Here is a 17503-nt window from a genome sequence, read left to right as displayed (position 1 = left end):
AACGGTGCAGACGCGCGCAGATTGCGGCATCTCTGATCCATTCCGCTGAGAAACGGTGGACCGAAACAGGGATATGCTCCGCTATTCAATTCAGCGTCAGTGCCACAGCGGGTCGAGGATTGGACATCGAGCCGGAGCGAGTTCTTCCCTGGCAGAGGGATGAGCCATATCCGGCAGTTTGTGCGATCGTGTTGATGCTGAGCGTATAGGCCGTGCTTCGGCGATGGCTTCCGGAACAAGGGCTATCGCGGGATCGCGGGCAACCAGTTCCAGGAGCGTTTCAAGGTCGCTGACCTCGAAGACTGTACGACGCTCGATGCCAATCTCCAGAAAGGCGCGGTCGACGAGTTTCCACGTCTCCCAATCCGACAGCGGGTGGCGGCGTTATTTTTGTGTGGCATGGTGGATCAATCGTGAGGATTTCGATGTCGTCTGCTTAGTGCCTCATCGGCAGGTTTTTGTTTGCACCACGCCCAAGCCGTGGCGATCTCGATAATGGGAGTTGTTATGTCGCTCAGTCGCGCTGAAGTGTACGATCTTTCGATATTCTTGCTCATCGTACAGTATCGGAGTTTTAGAAAGGCGGCGGACAATCTCGGCGTAACCGCATCAGCACTCAGCCACCGGGTGAAAGCGCTTGAAGAGCGACTTGGTGTAAGGCTGCTAAACCGGACAAGCCGAAGTGTTGCTCCAACAGTAGCAGGAAGCGCGCTTGCCGAAAAAGTGAGTGCTGGCCTCGATCTTATCAATTCCGGGCTGGAAGAACTGCACGGGCACCACGAAGGGACTGCCGGGAGTGTGCGGTTGAACGTACTGCGCGATGCGTCGATTTTGCTTTTGCGCCCGGCATTGCCGATCTTCCTGCAGCGCTTTCCCAACATCGAATTGGAGATTGCGGTCGACGATCACTTCGTCGACGTGACTGCGGAAGGCTTCGACGCCGGTCTCAGATATGGCGGCACGATACCGGAGGACATGATCGCCATTCCATTGACGCCACCACTCAAGTGGGTGGTCGTCGGTGCACCGGCCTACTTCGAGCGCCACGGTCGGCCGGAATTGCCTGACGACCTTCATTTCCATCAATGTATCCGCATCCGCACGGGGCGAGGGCAGATTTACAAATGGGAATTCGAGCAGGGCGACGACCGGCGCGAGATCGACGTTCCTGGCTCACTCATATCAAGTGAGTCGGCTTTCGCCATCAATGCTGCGATCGACGGTATTGGTCTGTTTTATTGCCTGGAAAAGCTCGCTGGCCCTCACCTTGCGGCAGGACGGCTGGAAGTGGCACTGCCGCAATGGTCTTCAATAGGCCCACCATTGTCCATGTACTATTCGAGTCGCCGGCAACTGCCGTTCGGGATCAGTGCCCTCATACAGGTGATACGCGATATCAATCCGCTGAAATGAATTTTGCGGAGGTCGGACCATGCGTGACCATCAAAATGGCCATCAATGAGCACAGCTCATTGATCCGATTACCTCTCACCCATTGATTCATTAATCGACGATGCTATTCAATCCGTCAGATGCTGCGCGGCCGGTGGGCCGGAATGGCGCATGCAAGGCAAAATACGAGGCTTTGAATGTACGTTGCAGATGCCAAGAGATACGACGCGATTGCCTACCGCCGCTGTGGTCGGTCGGGGCTGAAGCTCCCGCCGATTTCGTTGGGCCTGTGGCAGAACTTCGGTGGTCAAGATGTCTTCGAGACCGGCCGCTCGGTGATCCGGCGTGCGTTCGACCAAGGGGTCACTCATTTCGACCTGGCGAACAATTATGGCCCGCCCTACGGGTCGGCGGAAGAGAATTTCGGACTGATCCTCAAAAAGGACTTTTCGAGCCACCGCGACGAGATGATCATCTCCTCGAAAGCCGGTTGGGATATGTGGCCGGGTCCTTATGGCGCGGGTGGATCCCGCAAGCACTTGCTTGCATCGCTCGAACAGAGCCTGAAGCGAATGGATGTCGAATATGTCGATATCTTCTATTCCCACCGCCCGACATTGGATATTCCGCTCGAGGAAACCATCGCCGCGCTCGTGCAGATGGTGCGGCAAGGCAAGGCGCTCTACGTCGGAATTTCATCTTATGGGCCAGATCGCACTCGGGAAGCCGAGCGCCTCCTGCGCGCGGAAGGAATTCCCCTGCTTATCCACCAACCCTCCTACTCCATGCTGAACCGCTGGATTGAGGATGGGTTGCTCGATACGCTGGGAGAGCTTGGTGCTGGCTGTATCGCATTTTCGCCGTTGGCTCAGGGGTTGTTGACATCAAAGTATCTGAATGGCGTCCCGGACGGCGCGCGTGCAGCGCGTGGCGGCTCGTTCGACACAAAGTTGCTGAGTGATGCGAACATAGAGCGTGTCCGCGGACTAAACGCGATCGCAAGCGACCGCGGGCAGACACTTGCCCAGATGGCGATCGCGTGGACCTTGCGAGATCCGCGCGTAACGAGCGCGCTGGTAGGCGCGCGCAACGTGGCCCAACTCGATGATTCCCTCGGCGCTTTGGAGAATCTCGAATTCAATACCGAAGAACTCCGCAAAATCGACAGGTACGCAACCGAGGGCGGGATCGACCTCTGGAGAGCTCAATCAAAGGCAGCCTGAGGAGACGATAGCATCGGCCCGCGGCGCGACAGGCCCGATTGAGATTCCTGAGGAGCAAGACCATGGACTATCGCAAGCTCGGCAATAGCGGCGCCGTCGTCTCGGCCTATTGTCTCGGCACCATGACTTTTGGGCACGAGTCCGACGAAGCTACATCGTTCGCGCTTATGGATGATTATGTCGAGGCCGGCGGCAATTTCATCGATACGGCCGACGTCTACAGCGCCGGCGTGTCAGAGGAAATCATCGGCCGCTGGCTCAAGAGCAAGCCAGGAATCGCCAAGGATCTGGTGATCGCCACCAAGGGTCGTTTCCCCATGGGCGCAGGACCGAACGATCTCGGCCTGTCGCGCAAGCATCTTGGGGCAGCGCTCGATGCCTCGCTCAAGCGCCTGGGCGTCGAGCAGGTTGATCTTTACCAGATGCACGCCTGGGACGCGCTGACGCCGCTGGAGGAGACGCTGCGCTTTCTCGACGACTCGATCCGCAACGGCAAGATCGCCTATTACGGGTTCTCCAACTTCCTGGGTTGGCACCTGACCAAGGCGGCGTGGCTGGCCAAAGCCAATGGCTACACGCCACCCGTGACGCTGCAACCACAATACAGCCTGCTGGTCCGCGACATCGAACATGAGCTTGTGCCGGCCGCGCTCGACGCCGGTATCGGCCTGCTGCCGTGGTCGCCGCTGGGCGGCGGATGGCCCTCAGGCAAATACAAACGCGACCAGATGCCGGCGGGCGCCACGCGCCTTGGCGAAAATCCCAAACGCGGCATGGAAGCGTTCGCCGCCCGCAACGCCAAGCCAATCACCTGGAACGTGATTGGGGCGGTGGAAGATACCGCAAAAGCGCTTGGAGCGAGCATGGCGCAGGTCGCGCTGGCATGGGTCGCCGCACAGCCGGCGGTCACGTCGGTTATTCTCGGGGCCCGGACACGAGAGCAACTGGCCGACAATCTCGGTGCGGCCAAGCTGACGCTGACGGACGAAACCATTGCCGAACTCAACGTGGCGAGCAAACCGGAAATGTCGGAATATCCCTATGGAACGGGCGGCATAAGCCAGCGCCACCGCAAGATCGAGGGTGGCCGCTGATTTTGGCGGCACACGAACCGCAGATAAACATCAAAGGAGGCTCAGCATGTCCGCATCCGATACACCAGGCAAGCGCATCATCTTCACCGGCGGCACTGGCAAGGCCGGCCGGCATGCTATTCCCTACCTGCTGGAGCGCGGCCACGAGGTGCTCAACCTCGATCTGGTACCGTTCGCCCATCCCGGTGTCAGGACATTGATCACCGATCTCACCGACAGCGGGCAGGCCTTCAACGCGCTGTCGATGCATTTCGACAGCAGCGGGCTCACCACCGGCAAGGGGCCTGCACCGGTGGATGCTGTCGTGCATTTTGCCGCCATCCCCGCCCTGTTGTTGCGCCCCGACAACGTCACCTTCCAGGCCAATGTCGTTTCGACCTACAATGTCATCGAGGCGGCGACAAAGCTCGGCATCCGCAAGATCATCATCGCCTCGAGCGAAACCACCTATGGCGTCTGCTTCGCGGAAGGGGACAAGGATTACAAGACCTTCCCGCTCGAGGAAGACTATGACGTCGACCCGATGGACAGCTACGGCCTGTCGAAGGTCGTCAACGAGAAGACCGCCCGCGCCTTTGCCATGCGCTCAGGCGCCGATATCTACGGCTTGCGCATCGGCAATGTCATCGAGCCGCACGAGTATCAGCGCTTCCCCGGCTTTCTGGCTGATCCACCGTCGCGCAAGCGAAATGCCTGGAGCTATATCGACGCGCGCGACTTGGGGCAGATCGTCGATCTTTGCGTCCGCAAGGACGGTCTCGGCTTTCAGGTATTCAATGCCGTCAACGACGAAATCACCGCATATGAACCCACGGCGGAATTCCTGCGCAAATGGGCGCCCAATACTCCCCTCTCCCGGGAATTGCAGGTCTCGGAGGCTCCGCTCTCCAATCGCAAGATCCGCGAGGTCCTGGGCTTCAAGGAACGTCACAACTGGCGGCAGTATGTAGCCGGTCCATCCTAGGCGTTTTGTCCCGGCATTTGAGACTCCGTCGCAACGTCCGGAGCGACGGCCGCTCGGTCCACGGCGAAGGGCCGTTTGCGATCACATATGTTAATCCGGCGGATGACCCGAGCAACAAATGATCTGCCGCTTCCAAAATTAGGTAGCAGGTCGCAGATGCGCCGTCCAAGGACCGGACAGCGCATCGCACCACAATGGGGCCGGACTGCCGGCCCCACCTCAACATCGAGTTCACATGCCCCGGCAGTGCGGATTTTCATGTTCTGCTCGCTCGCGGCAGCCGGCAGTATCGCCCCGCTTCAGCGCATACGAACCGTGTCTCGGCAACGCCACAGCAGATTCCATGTCGAGACCTGCAGGGAACTCCGGCTCAAATCCTCCGAACGGCTCGAACTTAAAGTCACCGGCGCGAGCGTTGTCGGTCCCAAGAACAATACCGAATCGACTGGGCCAGCAGCCAATCGATTTGGTTAAGACGACATACCCGAACGTGCCAAGCACATACCGTCGTATATGGCTCGCCATCTAAGCAGATAGTCAGCTCAGACCCTCATACAATGGAATGGAATTGCAGCCTGTCTAAAGTAACAGGGGAGAAATCAAAGTGAATCTCTGGTGAACCGACCAATGATCTCCGGCCGCATTTAACGCGTCCCGAAATTGATGCGCCGAAGACCAGTACGACTTGGCGGCGATCTACTATCCGCACCTCGCCGAAGGCACCCAATCTATCTGCGATTGCTGGTGATGTCGGGTCCGCCGAATAGCGCTGCGAGCAGGGAAAGGAATGCGCCATGGAATTACAGGCTCTCGTTACACAGCTGGTATCCGCGGTTCGCGAATTCATCGCGCCGCGCTACAGGTCGGAGTTCCACTATATGCGCGGCCCAGGACCCGCCTGTGCGCGCCGTGAGCAAATCCCGTTGCCTCCCATCCACGACCGAGCAAATCGGCATCTTGGAAGGTCTGCGATTAGGGGGACGCAGCCACGGGGCTACATGGAATGAGGGATACCTTCCGCCTTCCTGCCACGGCCCAGCATCAAGTTTGGTTGGAGGGCAAGCTGGTTGACGTCGGCAGCCCGGTGGCGCTCGACGCCCACGACGCCATGATTGGCCTTCACACCGAGCAGTTCAGCCGGGTCGCCAAGGAAATATCCAGCGGCGGAAGGGACTGCCGCGAACTCGCCCTCGCCTCTCCCGAGACGCAGAAATGGTGGTCTTCCTCCATCGACAACGCGTATGCGGTGGCCGTCGATCCGTTCCACTTTGAGGACTGGCTGGACAGCGTTGGCCTCACCATGGAGGAAGCGGCCGGAGTGTCCAGGGCGTGCTGGGGACCCGTCCAAGCACAGCTTTGACAATCGAATGACCAGGTACGGACCGTAACTTTCGCTGGGTATCAGCCTTCTGTCCGCGCAAAGCTCCCCATTGAGTTCGACTGGGCGTGCTTGACCTCGCCCCACCAACCCCAGGTGATAATTAATACACCGGCCCCATCCAACGTCCAATCGGGCCCCCACGGGTGCTGTGGAGCCCGGATTCGACGCGGCTGTTGCGGATCACGGACAGTATGGGAAAAGACTGTACGCGTAGGGGTAACCGCAGTAGCCGTCGCCATAAAAATCACTACCATAGCCGCGGCCCCTGAATCCACGATGGCCACCGCGAAAGCCGCCCATATCGCCGCCACCGCGAAAGCCGCCCATATGGCCGCCACCGCCAAAGCCTGCGGCATGGCTGCCACCGCCAAAGCCCCCACCGTGCCCCCCACCGCCGCCATGACCGCCGCCACCGCGCGCCATCGAGGCCGTCGCCGCGCCAGTCGCCAGCATTGCACCCAAAGCGATTGTTGCCAGTATTGTTGTCGATCTTTTCATAGTAAACTCCTTCAGTTTGAGGATATTTGACTTTTTGAAGCCAACACTGATATGGAGGCAGGCGATCATTATTAGTATAATACGTTTGGTATATATATATATATATATCTCGTAACTACCGATGTAACTTGTTGATAGCATGGCCGCGCCGATGAATGCGTTGTCACAAGACGAGCAGTCGAGCGGGCCACGAAATTGCCAACCACGGAAACGATCTGGTTAGAGTTGGCAGCGGCATTCTGGCGCGGCGTCGGCGCGTCACACCAAGGTATGAGCCCTTTCAGACCAACACCTTATCCCCGCCTACGCACATACGATGCGGGCCTACCCACGTACGATGGAGTGGTTCATCAGCGAGGAACTACACTCATCTCAAAACAGGAGCCGATCCCCCGATAATGGGCAGAAGAAGCGAAACTCTGATGGCGAAACCATGTTGATAAACTCGCTCCTTACAGACACTGACCCGATCGCGCTCTCCGAAACCAATGCTACGCGATTGCCGCAAGCTCGCCGACCGCTGGCGGAACATCGGCATTCTGATTTCAGCAACGCGCAAGCCCGGCGCCTCGATCCCCCTGGCACCCTGTTCAAGGGCAGGACATCAACACCACACAGCCGCTTGCCGAATACGGCATTGCGTGCGCTCGGCGCGGAGAGCGACTGGCAGTCTCCCGATCAAGGACCGAATTCCCATGCCCCCGGCGTCGACGGCAAAGGCGCGCACATTGCGGTCGGCATCGAAACGCTTCCCAGGATCTCCATCGGACGCAGGCACGCCGGTGCCCCTCACCCGGACACGTGTTTGGGAGAGCTCCTCGACACCGTGCAGCGACAGACGCTCCGATATTTCTGGGATTTTGGCCATCCGACGAGCGGCCTCGCGCGCGAGCGGAGCAACGCGACACCGCATGTCGTCACGACCGGCGGTTCCGGCTTCGGCATCATGGCGATACTTGCTGGCGTCGAGCGCGGGTGGATCGACCGGCAAGCTGCTCTCGATCGCCTCATTACAATGGCGTGCTTTCTCGGCGAGGCTGAGCGCCACCACGGCGCCTTTCCTCACTGGATGGACGGCGACAGCGGCCGAACCATTCCGTTCAGTCAATGCGACGACGGCGGCGACATCGTCGAAACGGCATATTTGATGGCGGGGCTTCTTTCGGCGCGGCAGTATTTCAGAGGCCCGGAGGCCAAGGAGCGCATCTTGCGCAGCCTCATCGATGCGCTGTGGCGGGATGTCGAATGGGACTGGTTCACCCGCGGCTCCGACTCGCTCTTTTGGCATTGGAGCCCGGTGCACGGGTGGGCGATGGACCATATGATCAACGGCTGGAACGAGTGCCTGATCACATTCGTCCTCGCGGCAGGGGCGCCACGGTATCCAATCGATCCGAGTGTTTATCACCGCGGCTGGACGGCGGGCCAAGCCTTTGCCAACGGCCGAAGCTTTGATGGCGTCCCGCTCCCTCTCGGACCCGATCGTGGAGGGCCCCTCTTCTTCGCCCACTATTCTTTCCTGGGGCTCGACCCAAGGCGGCTTCGTGACCGCTACGCCGACTATTGGTGCCAGAACGTCGCCTTCACGCGCATCAACCAGGCGCATTGCATCCGCAATCCCGAGAAATTCGACGGCTATAGCGCTGAATGTTGGGGTCTGACCGCGAGCGACAGTGTCAACGGCTACGTTGCGCACGCCCCCGACCGGGACCACGGCGTGATTGCTCCGACCGGTGCCATCGGCTCCCTCCCCTACGTCCCGGCGGAGAGCAAGCGCGCGCTACGCCACTTCGCTTCGCGGGGCGACCGGCTCTGGGGGGAATATGGCTTCAGGGACGCATTCAGTCCGGCAATGGATTGGTACGCGGACTCCTATCTCGCCATCGATCAGGGGCCGATCGTGGTCATGATCGAGAACTACCGGAGCGGGCTCCTGTGGCAACTGTTCATGAGCTGTCCAGAGATCCGGGCCGGGCTCGCGAGGCTGGGGTTTTCTCAGCGGGCGAACGCCTCCGCTGTAATGTCATCAGAAGGATGACGCAGGGCGAGTTGGGACAATGTATCCCTCACCAAAGGCGCGGCGCACAGCTCCGCGCTCCGGCATCCTGCAGCTTGTCGCGATAGATCTCGACCGCCTCGCCCGCGGTCAGCTTTGCATCTGCATGATCTGATCCATGGGCATCATGTTGTGGTTCATATGTCCCATGATCCAGAGCGAACCGACGATGACCAGCAGAACGATCAGCACACCAAAGGCAAGCGCCAGGACGTTGTTGACGTTGTCGGGGCCAGTGGTGATGTGGAGGAAAAAGACGAGATGAACGCCCATCTGCGCGATCGCGAGAACGGCCAGTGCGATAGGGATGCTCGGCTCCCAAACCAGCGTAGTGCGCGCGATAAAGAAAGACACCAGGGTGAGCAGCGTCGCGAGCCCTAACCCGATCAGGTAAGTCCCGACATCTTCGGAAGCCTCGTATCCGTCGAGGTGCTCGTCCCCAGGCGCTGTGTCCTTGTAGTCGCGGCCTCTTTCCTGTTCGATGTGGCTCATTGCGCGACTCCCATTAAATACACCATCGTGAACAATCCGACCCAAATGATATCCAGGGCATGCCAGAAGAGGCTGAAGCAAAGCATGCGCCTGAGAATGTCGGGCCGGTATCCCTTGGCGAACACCTGCGCCCTCATCGTAAGCAGCCACAGCAAGCCGATGGTCACATGCACGCCATGGCAGCCGACCAGTGTAAAGAAGGCCGAGAGGAACGCGCTTCGCGTTGGGCCTGCCCCGAGTGCAATCATGCCCGTGAACTCGCGAATTTCGATGCCAACGAATGTAGCCCCCAATATGAAGGTCGCGGCCATCGCGCCGTAGAACCAGAATCCGTTGTGCGTCCGGGCGCCGATGCTTGCGAGGCCGCAGGTGAAGCTTGACAGGAGAAGGCAGGCCGTCTCGATGCCGACATTGCCCACGTTGAACAGCGTCTGCCCGCTCGGCCCGCCGGCCGTCGCATCGACCAGCACTGCGTAGGCGGCGAAGAAGGCGGAGAACATGACGATGTCGCTCAGCAGGAAAATCCAGAAGCCGTAGCCTGCGATGATGCGTTTCGACCCTAGCGCACCCGCCGAATGCCGCGCGGTGGGTTGCAGACCCGACGAGCTCCGATGCCGCCCGATACGGTTCGGGACGTCCTGGCCGACAGTCGCGTCGAACGCGCTCACGACGCCGTCCCCAATAGCGCGAGCGTTTCGCCGCGCGCGCTTCGGTTGGCCCGATCGATGCGTGCGACCGCCTCAGCCGGAATCGCATACTCGACTTCATCGCGCCAGGCGAAGACAACGAAGGTTGCGAACGCGCCCAATGCCGCCAGGGCCACGATCCACCAGATGTGCCAGATCAGCGCGAATCCCATGAAGGTGGCGAAGAAGGCGCAGATGAAGCCTGTCGGGCTGTTTCTGGGCATCTCGATATCCGTATAGGCGGGCTCTTCGCTCAACCTGCCCTCTTGGCGCGCGTGCTGCTTGGTGCTCCAGTATGCGTCCTCGCCATCGACGTGCAGAATGACCGCAAAGTTGAAGGCTGGCGGCGGCGAAGATGTCGCCCATTCGAGGGAGCGTCCATTCCAGGGATCGCCGGTCTCGTCGCGAAGTTCCTCACGCCGGCGAATGCTGACGACGAGTTGCGCTATCTGCAGGATTATGCCGACCAGGATGATGACCGCACCGCCGGCCGCGAGCAGCAGCCAGGGACGCCATTCGGGGACATCGTAGTGCTGCATGCGGCGCGTCATACCCATGAGGCCCACGACATAAAGCGGCGTGAAGGCGACGTAGAAGCCGACGATCCAGCACCAGAACGAGGCCTTGCCGAGTCCTTCGTGCAGCCGGAAGCCGAAGGCTTTCGGAAACCAGTAGGTGTAGCCGGCGAAGGCGCCGAAGAGCACGCCTCCGATGATGACGTTGTGGAAATGAGCCACAAGGAAAAGGCTGTTGTGCAGGACGAAGTCCGCCGGCGGCACCGCCATCAGGACACCGGTCATCCCGCCGATGACGAATGTGACCATGAAGCCGATCGACCACAACATCGGTGGGGAATAGACGACCCGGCCACCATACATCGTGAAGAGCCAGTTGAAGACCTTCACGCCTGTGGGCACCGCAATGATCATCGAAGCGATACCGAAAATCGCGTTGACGTCGGCGCCGGCCCCCATGGTGAAGAAGTGGTGCAACCACACGGTGAAGGAAAGTACGCAAATGGCCATCGTCGCCATGACCATCGACCGGTAGCCGAACAGCGGCTTGCCGGAAAAGGTCGAGATCACTTCCGAAAATATGCCGAAGGCGGGCAGGATCAGGATGTAAACCTCTGGATGTCCCCACGCCCAGATCAGGTTCATGAACATCATCACGTTGCCGCCGGCTTCGTTGGTGAAGAAGTGGAAGCCCAGATAGCGATCCAGCAGCAGCATCGCCAAGGTCGCCGTAAGGATGGGAAATGCCGCGACGATGAGCAGGTTGGAGGCGAGCGTCGTCCAGCAGAACATCGGCATCCGCATCAAGGTCATGCCGGGGGCACGAATCTTCAGGATCGTCGTGACGAAGTTGACGCCGGTCAGCAACGTCCCCACACCGGAGATCTGGAGCGACCAAAGATAGTAGTCGACGCCGACGCCGGGCGAGTAGGCCAGCTCCGACAGCGGCGGATAAGGCAGCCACCCGGTGCGCGCGAACTCGCCCACCACCAGCGAGATATTGACGAGCAAAGCGCCGGTGGCGGTGAGCCAAAAGCTGACCGAATTGAGAGTCGGGAACGCCACGTCACGAATCCCAAGCTGCAGCGGCATGACGAAGTTCATCAGCCCGATCACGAACGGCATGACAACGAAGAAGATCATCAGCGTGCCGTGGGCCGAGAAGATCTGGTTGTAGTGCTCGGGCGGCAGGTAGCCTTCGGACTGGAATGCCAGCGCCTGTTGCGACCGCATCATGATCGCATCGGCGAAGCCGCGCAGCAGCATCACCATCGCGAGCAGGATGTACATGATCCCGATCCGCTTGTGATCGACGCTGGTGATCCACTCGCGCCAGAGGTATGGCAACCAACCCTTCAGCGTCACCCATGCGAGGACGCCGATGATCGCCACGCCCACCAGGGCGGCCGTGATCAGGGGGATCGGCTGGTCGAGGGGAATGGCAGCCCAGCTGAGTTTTCCCAACATGCTTAGTGCTCCGTCCGTGGGGATACGCTCGGGTTGGGCCGGCCGGTCTGCGGGCCAGGTCCAGGTGGCAATTGCTGCGTGACGATCTGCTCGAAGAGGTCAGGATCGGCCTCACCGAAGGTGAAAGGGGTGGCGTTCACGCTTTGCCTGGCCAAGGCCGCGTAGCTCTCGGCGTCGAGGCTTGGCCCGGTGCTGCGCGTCGCATCGATCCAGGCAGCGAACTGCTCCGCCGGCACCGCCCGCACGTCGAAATGCATGTCCGAGAAACCATCGCCGCTATAGTGGCTCGAAAGGCCGCGGAAGGTGCCTGGTGCATCCGCGCGCAGGTTCAGCTGCGTTGTCATGCCGTTCATCGTGTAGATCATGCTGCCGAGTTGCGGTACGAAGAACGCGTTCATGACGCTCGCTGACGTCAGCGAGAAATGGATGGGTGTACCGGCGGGAACCACAAGCTGGTTGACGCTCGCGACACGCTGATGCGGGTAGATGAAGAGCCATTTCCAATCCAGCGCAACGGCCTGGACCTCCAGCGGTGGCGTGTTCGATGCCAGCGGTTTCGCGGGATCGAGGTCGTGCGATCCGATCCAGGCCACGCCGCCCAGGAGCATGATCACAAGGATCGGAATGGCCCAGACGATGAATTCGATGCGACCCGAATACTCCCAATCCGGCAGGTATGTCGCTTTCGTGTTGGAAGCTCGATACCACCAGGCGAAGGCAAAGGTCGCGGCGATCGTCGGCACCACGATAGCCAGCATGATCGCGAGCGAATCGATCAGGATCGTCTTGTCTGCAATCCCGACCACCCCTTTCGGGTCGAGGACGGCCGGCTGACATGCCGTCAGGACGGTCGGCGCCACGACGACAGCGGAAAGCGCAACCTTGGCGATCGTCGATCGTCGACGCGAAGACCCTTTGCCGCCTGGCAGTCCGTCTGGTCCGGTAGGCATCACCGCGCACTCCTCACCATTGTGAGCCTGGCAGGTTGCTGGCTCATCAACGCAGCGACGCTACGCGTGGAGCGGGGCAAACGCTTTGTCGGGTTTGCGGCGATTGGTGCTGATTTGCGCTGGAGCACGATCACGGACCGTTACGGCAAGTTGGAGACTCGGAGGAATTAGTGGCAAAACGGGTTGGCCCGGATGGCGATCGAACCTAACCAATCTTGCCTGCTCGATGTACTGGAGAGATTCAATCGGGGGCCTGGATCTTCGGCGATAAGCCAAGGCCGCTGCCGCCATCCGCGCGATCTCTGCCGCCATCTCCCGTCCTCTTCATGTGTCGAGAACCTCTTGAAGGCAGCGAAGGGCGCTCCACCGACTATATCGGCAGAGCGGCTTCGCCGTGTTTTTCAGTCGAAGAATGGCTTGCCGATGATGCTGTTGGGAAAGATATTGCCGAGGTAGTAGAAGTGGATCTTGGCGCTGACGCCAAGACCTCACCCGAGCGCGAGTTGATCGGCACGATCCCCTCCAGCCCGAACTGGAATTGCTTCTCACCCAGATGACGCCCGGATTGATGGTCCCTGCGGTGAACCCGCGTCCGGCCCATCGAGCGGCGTCGTCAGCGCGACTTCCACCAGCGGAACCCATCCCGTGGGATACCGGTGACCAGTCGACGTATAGTTGTCCTTGAGGCGGAGCCCGCTAAAGGCGTTCCTTGCTTCCTTTGCCGACATCCGGCCCGCGAGGATCCGCGAAGCAGCAGTCTTGGCGCGTTCGGTGCATTGCCGCAGGACTCAGCTGTTCGCCGCAATTTTGAAAAAGTCAGGGCCGGCTCGTTGTGAAAAATTGATAGCGCGCTCACCACGGTAAAAAGGATGGCGGCACTTCATTCACATGAGCTGACAGTTCGAAGCCGATCACTGATTTATCCGCTGTTTGGATGAGGGCAGCATCATAAGTGCAACCCGAGGGCGACGGCGTGTGGAGACGGTCTCCAAGAGGAAACGTCATGGACATTGAACCTGGACGTCGCGTTGCGCTCACCATGATGGGAGTCGGTATTGTCGGCGGTGCGGCCGGCCTGGCCGGGGTCGGTGGTGGGATGGAGAGCGCAGCCGGGGCGTCCTTGCTGCCGCGCGGGGGTTGATGAAGGAACACGATCTGGAAGGGATCTCGATTGTCCGAAAAAGTCACCGCCAAGCTGGCATCCCAGTACTCGGTCTTGCGGCTCTGGGCATCGTTTTCGGTGATATCGGAACCAGCCCGCTTTATACGTTCAAGACCGTCCTTGCCCTGACCGGTGGCAAGCCCGACGCAATGGCCATCCTGGGGTCGGTTTCCTTGATCCTGTGGACACTCATCATCATTACCACCGTCAAATACGTCAATTTCGCTATGCGCGTCGACAACGATGGTGAAGGCGGCATCCTGGCTTTGATGTCGTTGCTCGGCGTGAAGAAGCAGAACCGCCCTGTCATCGTCGCAGCAGGCGTGTTTGGCGCAGCGCTGATCTACGGTGACGGTGCGATCACGCCAGCCATTTCGGTTCTCTCGGCGCTTGAAGGCGTTGAACACGTGACGCCTGGCTTGACGCCATGGGTGCTTTATGGCGCGGTTGCCATCTTGGTCGCCTTGTTCGCCCTTCAGCCGCTGGGAACAACCCGGATTGGCAAGAGCTTTGGACCGGTCATGCTGATCTGGTTTGGCGTGATGGCCGCCATGGGTGTCTACGGCATCTTGCAGTATCCAGGCGTTCTCGCGGCAATCAACCCCTACCGCGGGCTGGAGTATCTCGCTTCAACTGGATTGGCTGGCTTCCTCGTTCTTGGCGGCGTGTTTCTTTGCGTCACGGGTGCCGAAGCGCTTTACGCCGATATGGGCCATTTTGGTCCTGTGCCGATCCGGCTCGCCTGGAACTTCGTGGTTTTTCCAAGCCTCGTTCTCAACTATATCGGCCAAGCCGCCATTGTTTTGAATGGCTCGCCAACCGACGGCAGTATTTTCTATAGTCTCTGCCCGCCAGCGCTGCTGACTCCTCTGATTGTCCTGGCAACCGTCGCGACGATCATTGCCAGCCAATCGATCATCACTGGTGCCTTTTCCATGACACGCCAGGCAATTCAGTTCGGGTGGATGCCGCGCTTCAACGTCAGGCAGACATCGGCTGAAGGCTTTGGCCAGATCTATGTCGGCGCTGTGAATTGGTTGCTGATGATTGCCACCGTGACCCTCACCATAGGCTTCGGCAAATCCGACAATCTCGCCGCTGCCTATGGCATTGCCGTGTCAATGACAATGCTGATGACCTCCGTTCTGTTGTTCATTGCCATGCGCGAGATCTGGCAGTGGAGCCTCGTTACTGCCGGCGCCGTTGCCGGACTGTTTTTGATCGTCGACAGCGCATTCTTTGCAGCCAACATGACCAAGTTTTTCCAAGGCGGTTATGTACCCCTTGCGATGGCCCTAGCGGTCTATGCAATCATGTGGATCTGGCACCGCGGTACGACAGCTTTGCACAACAGCGTCCAGAAAACGCTGATTCCGACCGACAGATTCCTCGCGGAATTACAATCCGGTACAGTGGCGCGCGTGCCTGGTACAGCAGTATTCTTGACGCTTTCCGCCAAAGGTGTGCCACCCGTCATGCTCTGGCATGTGCAACTTAATCGCGCCCTGCAAGAACGAGTGCTCGTACTGCGCTGGTCTATTCTATCCGTGCCACGGGTTGCAGAAGCAGATCGCTTCACCGTCATGCAGGAAGTTCCCAATTTTTGGCTTGTCGAAGCCAGGTATGGTTTCATGGAAATACCGGACGTTCCAAAGCTTCTTGCATCCTGCATGGCGGCGGACCGCGCAATCGATCTGACCGACGTCACCTACTACGTCGGCCGCACGAGCATTGTCCCCCGCGAGGATGGCCGAGGCCTGCCATCATGGCAAAGGGAGCCATTCGCTGCCATGAGTCGCAACTCGGCGCGGATGAGCGACTATCTGAAAGTGCCCAACGACCGGCTTGTTGAAATTGGCCGGCAAATTCCAGTTTGACCCTGCGTAGGTAGGGATTCGCCGCATCACCTTGCCTGGCGGATTGAATTCACCTCGCCTACGGCACCCGGCGGGGGGTACTGCTGAACCTTGAGCGTCGAGGTCGAGCCCGTAATGACCGACAACGGCTCGTGTTGCCTCTCGCGAGCGTCGACCAAACCTGCAAGAGGCCAGCCAGATACGCCTTTTAGCTCCAACAATTGACGCCGCGTCATGGCTGGAGGACACTGGTTCAGGATGAAAAGAGGCGATCAGAAGATGCCAGACAAAGGGAGGGACGCGAGGTTCGTCGCCAGCGAATAGGGGCCTGACAACCAGATATAGCGGAGGAGATCATCAGATGAGCAGCAGCATGGCGCCTCACGGCGCGTGCCTCAACCGACGGAAATTCATCAGGAACCTGTCCTTGGGCGGCTTCGCGGTCGCGAGCACCACCGGCCTCACTCCTTTTCCAGCGGTCGCCGATGATATTGAACTCAATTACACTTTCTGGCCGTTTGGTGACGAGATCATCGCTGAAAGTGCCCGGCTCTTTACCGAGCAATACGGGATCAAGGTCAATCTCCAGCCGACTTCGGGCGACTACGCCGCAGTTATGGAGACCAAGCTTGTCTCTGGCACGCGTCTCGATCTGTTCCGTGCTCAGCGCGGGCAGGCATCCCGTTGGTTCGCCGCCCAGTGGATTCGACCGATCGACGACATGCCGGACCTCGACAAGATAAAAAACGAGGAGTTCCCAGGTATCGGCGCCGACGCCCTGTCGTGGCCGGACCACAAGCGCATCGGCCTGACCTACTACAATGGCGGGCCTTATTGCATGTTCCGCAATGAAAAGGTTCTCGCATCGGGTGGTTACGACGCGACAGCCAACCCCAGCGACTATCCGCAGACCTGGGACGATATCTACAAGCAGGCAGTCGATCTCAAGAAGAAGGGTATCGTCGAAAACCCTATCCTGCCGACCTGGTTCAAGTCCTGGACCGGCACCCCATGGGCACTCTATGCTCACTGCGCCTCGGAAGGGGAACGGCTGGTTGACGATGACATGAAATCGACGTTCGGCCTCGATACTCCGATCCTGAAGGTTCTCTCGGATTGGAAACGGTGGTGGGATGAGGACCTCGTGCCGCGAGCCATCCTGACCTGGCAGGAGCCCCAGATGGCCAGTTCATGGATGAAAGGGCTGCATGCCTTCCACTACCAATCGGACTACAACAGCTTCGCCTATTCCGACCCGAAGAACAGCGACTTTGCGCCATACTTCAACATGAATCCCGTTATGCCCGGCTCGACACACGGGACCACGCTGGTCGGCCATGCCCTGCATGTCATGAGCAACTCGCCGCGCACGGACGCCGAGCTCGAGGCAGCCTTTGACCTCATGAAATCATTTAGCTGGCGTGACAAGAACCATAAGTTGCGGATGCACAAGGCTTGGGCGACCCTGGCCAATTTGCAAGTGCCCTTCCCCGAAGTCTACGACGATCCGGAGGTAAAGCAGGCGATAACGAAGTGGATGTATCCCCCGCTGGCCAACGAGAACTACAAATGGCTGTTTGAAGGAAGGCAGAAGGCCATCGCCGGCAACCAGCTCAAGGCCGGCTGGCACCAGGAATGGGAGGTCGGGACGCAGCAAATGATAGAGGATGAACTGCTCCTCAAGGGTACAGCGTCTCCGAAGGATGTTGTGCTCGCCACCAAGGAAAGCTGGGAAACCCTCCGATCCAAATATGCCAAACAATAACC

At 59.5% G+C, this 17503-nt stretch carries 15 protein-coding genes; 9 read left to right on the top strand and 6 right to left on the bottom strand.

Annotated elements, in window-relative coordinates:
* Nucleotides 1–96 precede the first annotated feature (96 nt).
* Nucleotides 97–372 (bottom strand): LysR substrate-binding domain-containing protein, encoded by a 276-nt coding sequence (locus NKJ08_RS12650; RefSeq protein ID WP_352526945.1) that lies wholly within the window; start codon nt 370–372, stop codon nt 97–99.
* 135 nt (nt 373–507) lie between these two features.
* On the opposite strand from NKJ08_RS12650, the gene NKJ08_RS12645 reads away from it, so the two are divergent.
* The 5 genes from NKJ08_RS12645 to NKJ08_RS12625 all read left to right on the top strand — a co-directional run bounded on the left by NKJ08_RS12645 (nt 508) and on the right by NKJ08_RS12625 (nt 6033).
* Nucleotides 508–1413, top strand: a complete 906-nt coding sequence (locus tag NKJ08_RS12645; RefSeq protein WP_352781905.1) for a LysR family transcriptional regulator — start codon at nt 508–510, stop codon at nt 1411–1413.
* A gap of 176 nt (nt 1414–1589) precedes the next feature.
* Entirely contained in the window at nt 1590–2615 is a 1026-nt protein-coding gene (mgrA, locus tag NKJ08_RS12640; protein ID WP_352781904.1) for an L-glyceraldehyde 3-phosphate reductase, read from the top strand.
* Nucleotides 2616–2677: 62 nt separating this feature from the next.
* Nucleotides 2678–3709 carry an aldo/keto reductase gene (locus tag NKJ08_RS12635; protein ID WP_352781903.1) on the top strand — a complete coding sequence of 344 codons (1032 nt, stop codon included), beginning with the start codon at nt 2678–2680 and terminating at the stop codon, nt 3707–3709.
* Between the two features lie 46 nt (nt 3710–3755).
* A complete protein-coding gene (locus NKJ08_RS12630) occupies nt 3756–4673 on the top strand; it encodes an NAD-dependent epimerase/dehydratase family protein (RefSeq protein WP_352781902.1) in 918 nt (305 codons plus the stop codon).
* A gap of 1003 nt (nt 4674–5676) precedes the next feature.
* A complete protein-coding gene (locus tag NKJ08_RS12625) occupies nt 5677–6033 on the top strand; it encodes a hypothetical protein (protein WP_352781901.1) in 357 nt (118 codons plus the stop codon).
* 201 nt (nt 6034–6234) lie between these two features.
* Here the strand turns inward: NKJ08_RS12625 and NKJ08_RS12620 are convergent, their stop codons facing one another.
* Nucleotides 6235–6552: a hypothetical protein gene (locus NKJ08_RS12620; RefSeq protein ID WP_352781900.1), complete on the bottom strand. Its 318-nt coding sequence runs from the start codon at nt 6550–6552 to the stop codon at nt 6235–6237.
* Nucleotides 6553–6985: 433 nt separating this feature from the next.
* Here NKJ08_RS12620 and NKJ08_RS12615 point away from each other — a divergent pair, with 433 nt between their 5' ends.
* Nucleotides 6986–8590: a glucoamylase family protein gene (locus NKJ08_RS12615; RefSeq protein ID WP_352781899.1), complete on the top strand. Its 1605-nt coding sequence runs from the start codon at nt 6986–6988 to the stop codon at nt 8588–8590.
* A gap of 108 nt (nt 8591–8698) precedes the next feature.
* Here the strand turns inward: NKJ08_RS12615 and cyoD are convergent, their stop codons facing one another.
* The 4 genes from cyoD to cyoA all read right to left on the bottom strand — a co-directional run bounded on the left by cyoD (nt 8699) and on the right by cyoA (nt 12718).
* Complete coding sequence (gene cyoD / locus NKJ08_RS12610; RefSeq protein WP_352526871.1) at nt 8699–9100, bottom strand: cytochrome o ubiquinol oxidase subunit IV; 402 nt, start codon at nt 9098–9100, stop codon at nt 8699–8701.
* Nucleotides 9097–9696 (bottom strand): cytochrome (ubi)quinol oxidase subunit III, encoded by a 600-nt coding sequence (locus tag NKJ08_RS12605; RefSeq protein ID WP_352781918.1) that lies wholly within the window; start codon nt 9694–9696, stop codon nt 9097–9099. Before NKJ08_RS12605 ends, cyoD begins: the two co-directional genes overlap by 4 nt.
* Nucleotides 9697–9764: 68 nt before the next feature.
* On the bottom strand, nt 9765–11768 hold the full coding sequence (cyoB, locus tag NKJ08_RS12600) for a cytochrome o ubiquinol oxidase subunit I (RefSeq protein WP_352781898.1): 2004 nt from the start codon (nt 11766–11768) through the stop codon (nt 9765–9767).
* 2 nt (nt 11769–11770) lie between these two features.
* Entirely contained in the window at nt 11771–12718 is a 948-nt protein-coding gene (cyoA, locus tag NKJ08_RS12595; protein ID WP_352526873.1) for a ubiquinol oxidase subunit II, read from the bottom strand.
* A gap of 1003 nt (nt 12719–13721) precedes the next feature.
* Here cyoA and NKJ08_RS12590 point away from each other — a divergent pair.
* The 3 genes from NKJ08_RS12590 (at nt 13722) to NKJ08_RS12580 (ending at nt 17501) form a co-directional block, all read left to right on the top strand.
* On the top strand, nt 13722–13859 hold the full coding sequence (locus NKJ08_RS12590; RefSeq protein ID WP_352526875.1) for a hypothetical protein: 138 nt from the start codon (nt 13722–13724) through the stop codon (nt 13857–13859).
* Nucleotides 13859–15757: a potassium transporter Kup gene (locus tag NKJ08_RS12585; protein ID WP_352781897.1), complete on the top strand. Its 1899-nt coding sequence runs from the start codon at nt 13859–13861 to the stop codon at nt 15755–15757. Before NKJ08_RS12590 ends, NKJ08_RS12585 begins: the two co-directional genes overlap by 1 nt.
* Before the next feature lie 340 nt (nt 15758–16097).
* Nucleotides 16098–17501: an ABC transporter substrate-binding protein gene (locus NKJ08_RS12580; protein WP_352781896.1), complete on the top strand. Its 1404-nt coding sequence runs from the start codon at nt 16098–16100 to the stop codon at nt 17499–17501.
* Nucleotides 17502–17503: the final 2 nt, after the last annotated feature.

The sequence above is a fragment of the Mesorhizobium sp. M0244 genome, from assembly GCF_040321795.1.
GTDB lineage: Bacteria > Pseudomonadota > Alphaproteobacteria > Rhizobiales > Rhizobiaceae > Mesorhizobium.
This window is presented reverse-complemented; position numbering and strand designations above follow the sequence as displayed.

What these genes read in the sequence shown, in the direction of transcription:
- cyoA (WP_352526873.1), bottom strand. Translation starts at nt 12,718, where the DNA reads ATGCCTACCGGACCAGACGGACTGCCAGGCGGCAAAGGGTCTTCGCGT.
- mgrA (WP_352781904.1), top strand. Translation starts at nt 1,590, where the DNA reads ATGTACGTTGCAGATGCCAAGAGATACGACGCGATTGCCTACCGCCGC.
- NKJ08_RS12615 (WP_352781899.1), top strand. Translation starts at nt 6,986, where the DNA reads ATGTTGATAAACTCGCTCCTTACAGACACTGACCCGATCGCGCTCTCC.
- NKJ08_RS12585 (WP_352781897.1), top strand. Translation starts at nt 13,859, where the DNA reads ATGAAGGAACACGATCTGGAAGGGATCTCGATTGTCCGAAAAAGTCAC.
- cyoD (WP_352526871.1), bottom strand. Translation starts at nt 9,100, where the DNA reads ATGAGCCACATCGAACAGGAAAGAGGCCGCGACTACAAGGACACAGCG.
- NKJ08_RS12630 (WP_352781902.1), top strand. Translation starts at nt 3,756, where the DNA reads ATGTCCGCATCCGATACACCAGGCAAGCGCATCATCTTCACCGGCGGC.
- NKJ08_RS12580 (WP_352781896.1), top strand. Translation starts at nt 16,098, where the DNA reads ATGAGCAGCAGCATGGCGCCTCACGGCGCGTGCCTCAACCGACGGAAA.
- NKJ08_RS12620 (WP_352781900.1), bottom strand. Translation starts at nt 6,552, where the DNA reads ATGAAAAGATCGACAACAATACTGGCAACAATCGCTTTGGGTGCAATG.
- NKJ08_RS12590 (WP_352526875.1), top strand. Translation starts at nt 13,722, where the DNA reads ATGGACATTGAACCTGGACGTCGCGTTGCGCTCACCATGATGGGAGTC.
- NKJ08_RS12645 (WP_352781905.1), top strand. Translation starts at nt 508, where the DNA reads ATGTCGCTCAGTCGCGCTGAAGTGTACGATCTTTCGATATTCTTGCTC.
- NKJ08_RS12635 (WP_352781903.1), top strand. Translation starts at nt 2,678, where the DNA reads ATGGACTATCGCAAGCTCGGCAATAGCGGCGCCGTCGTCTCGGCCTAT.
- cyoB (WP_352781898.1), bottom strand. Translation starts at nt 11,768, where the DNA reads ATGTTGGGAAAACTCAGCTGGGCTGCCATTCCCCTCGACCAGCCGATC.
- NKJ08_RS12625 (WP_352781901.1), top strand. Translation starts at nt 5,677, where the DNA reads ATGAGGGATACCTTCCGCCTTCCTGCCACGGCCCAGCATCAAGTTTGG.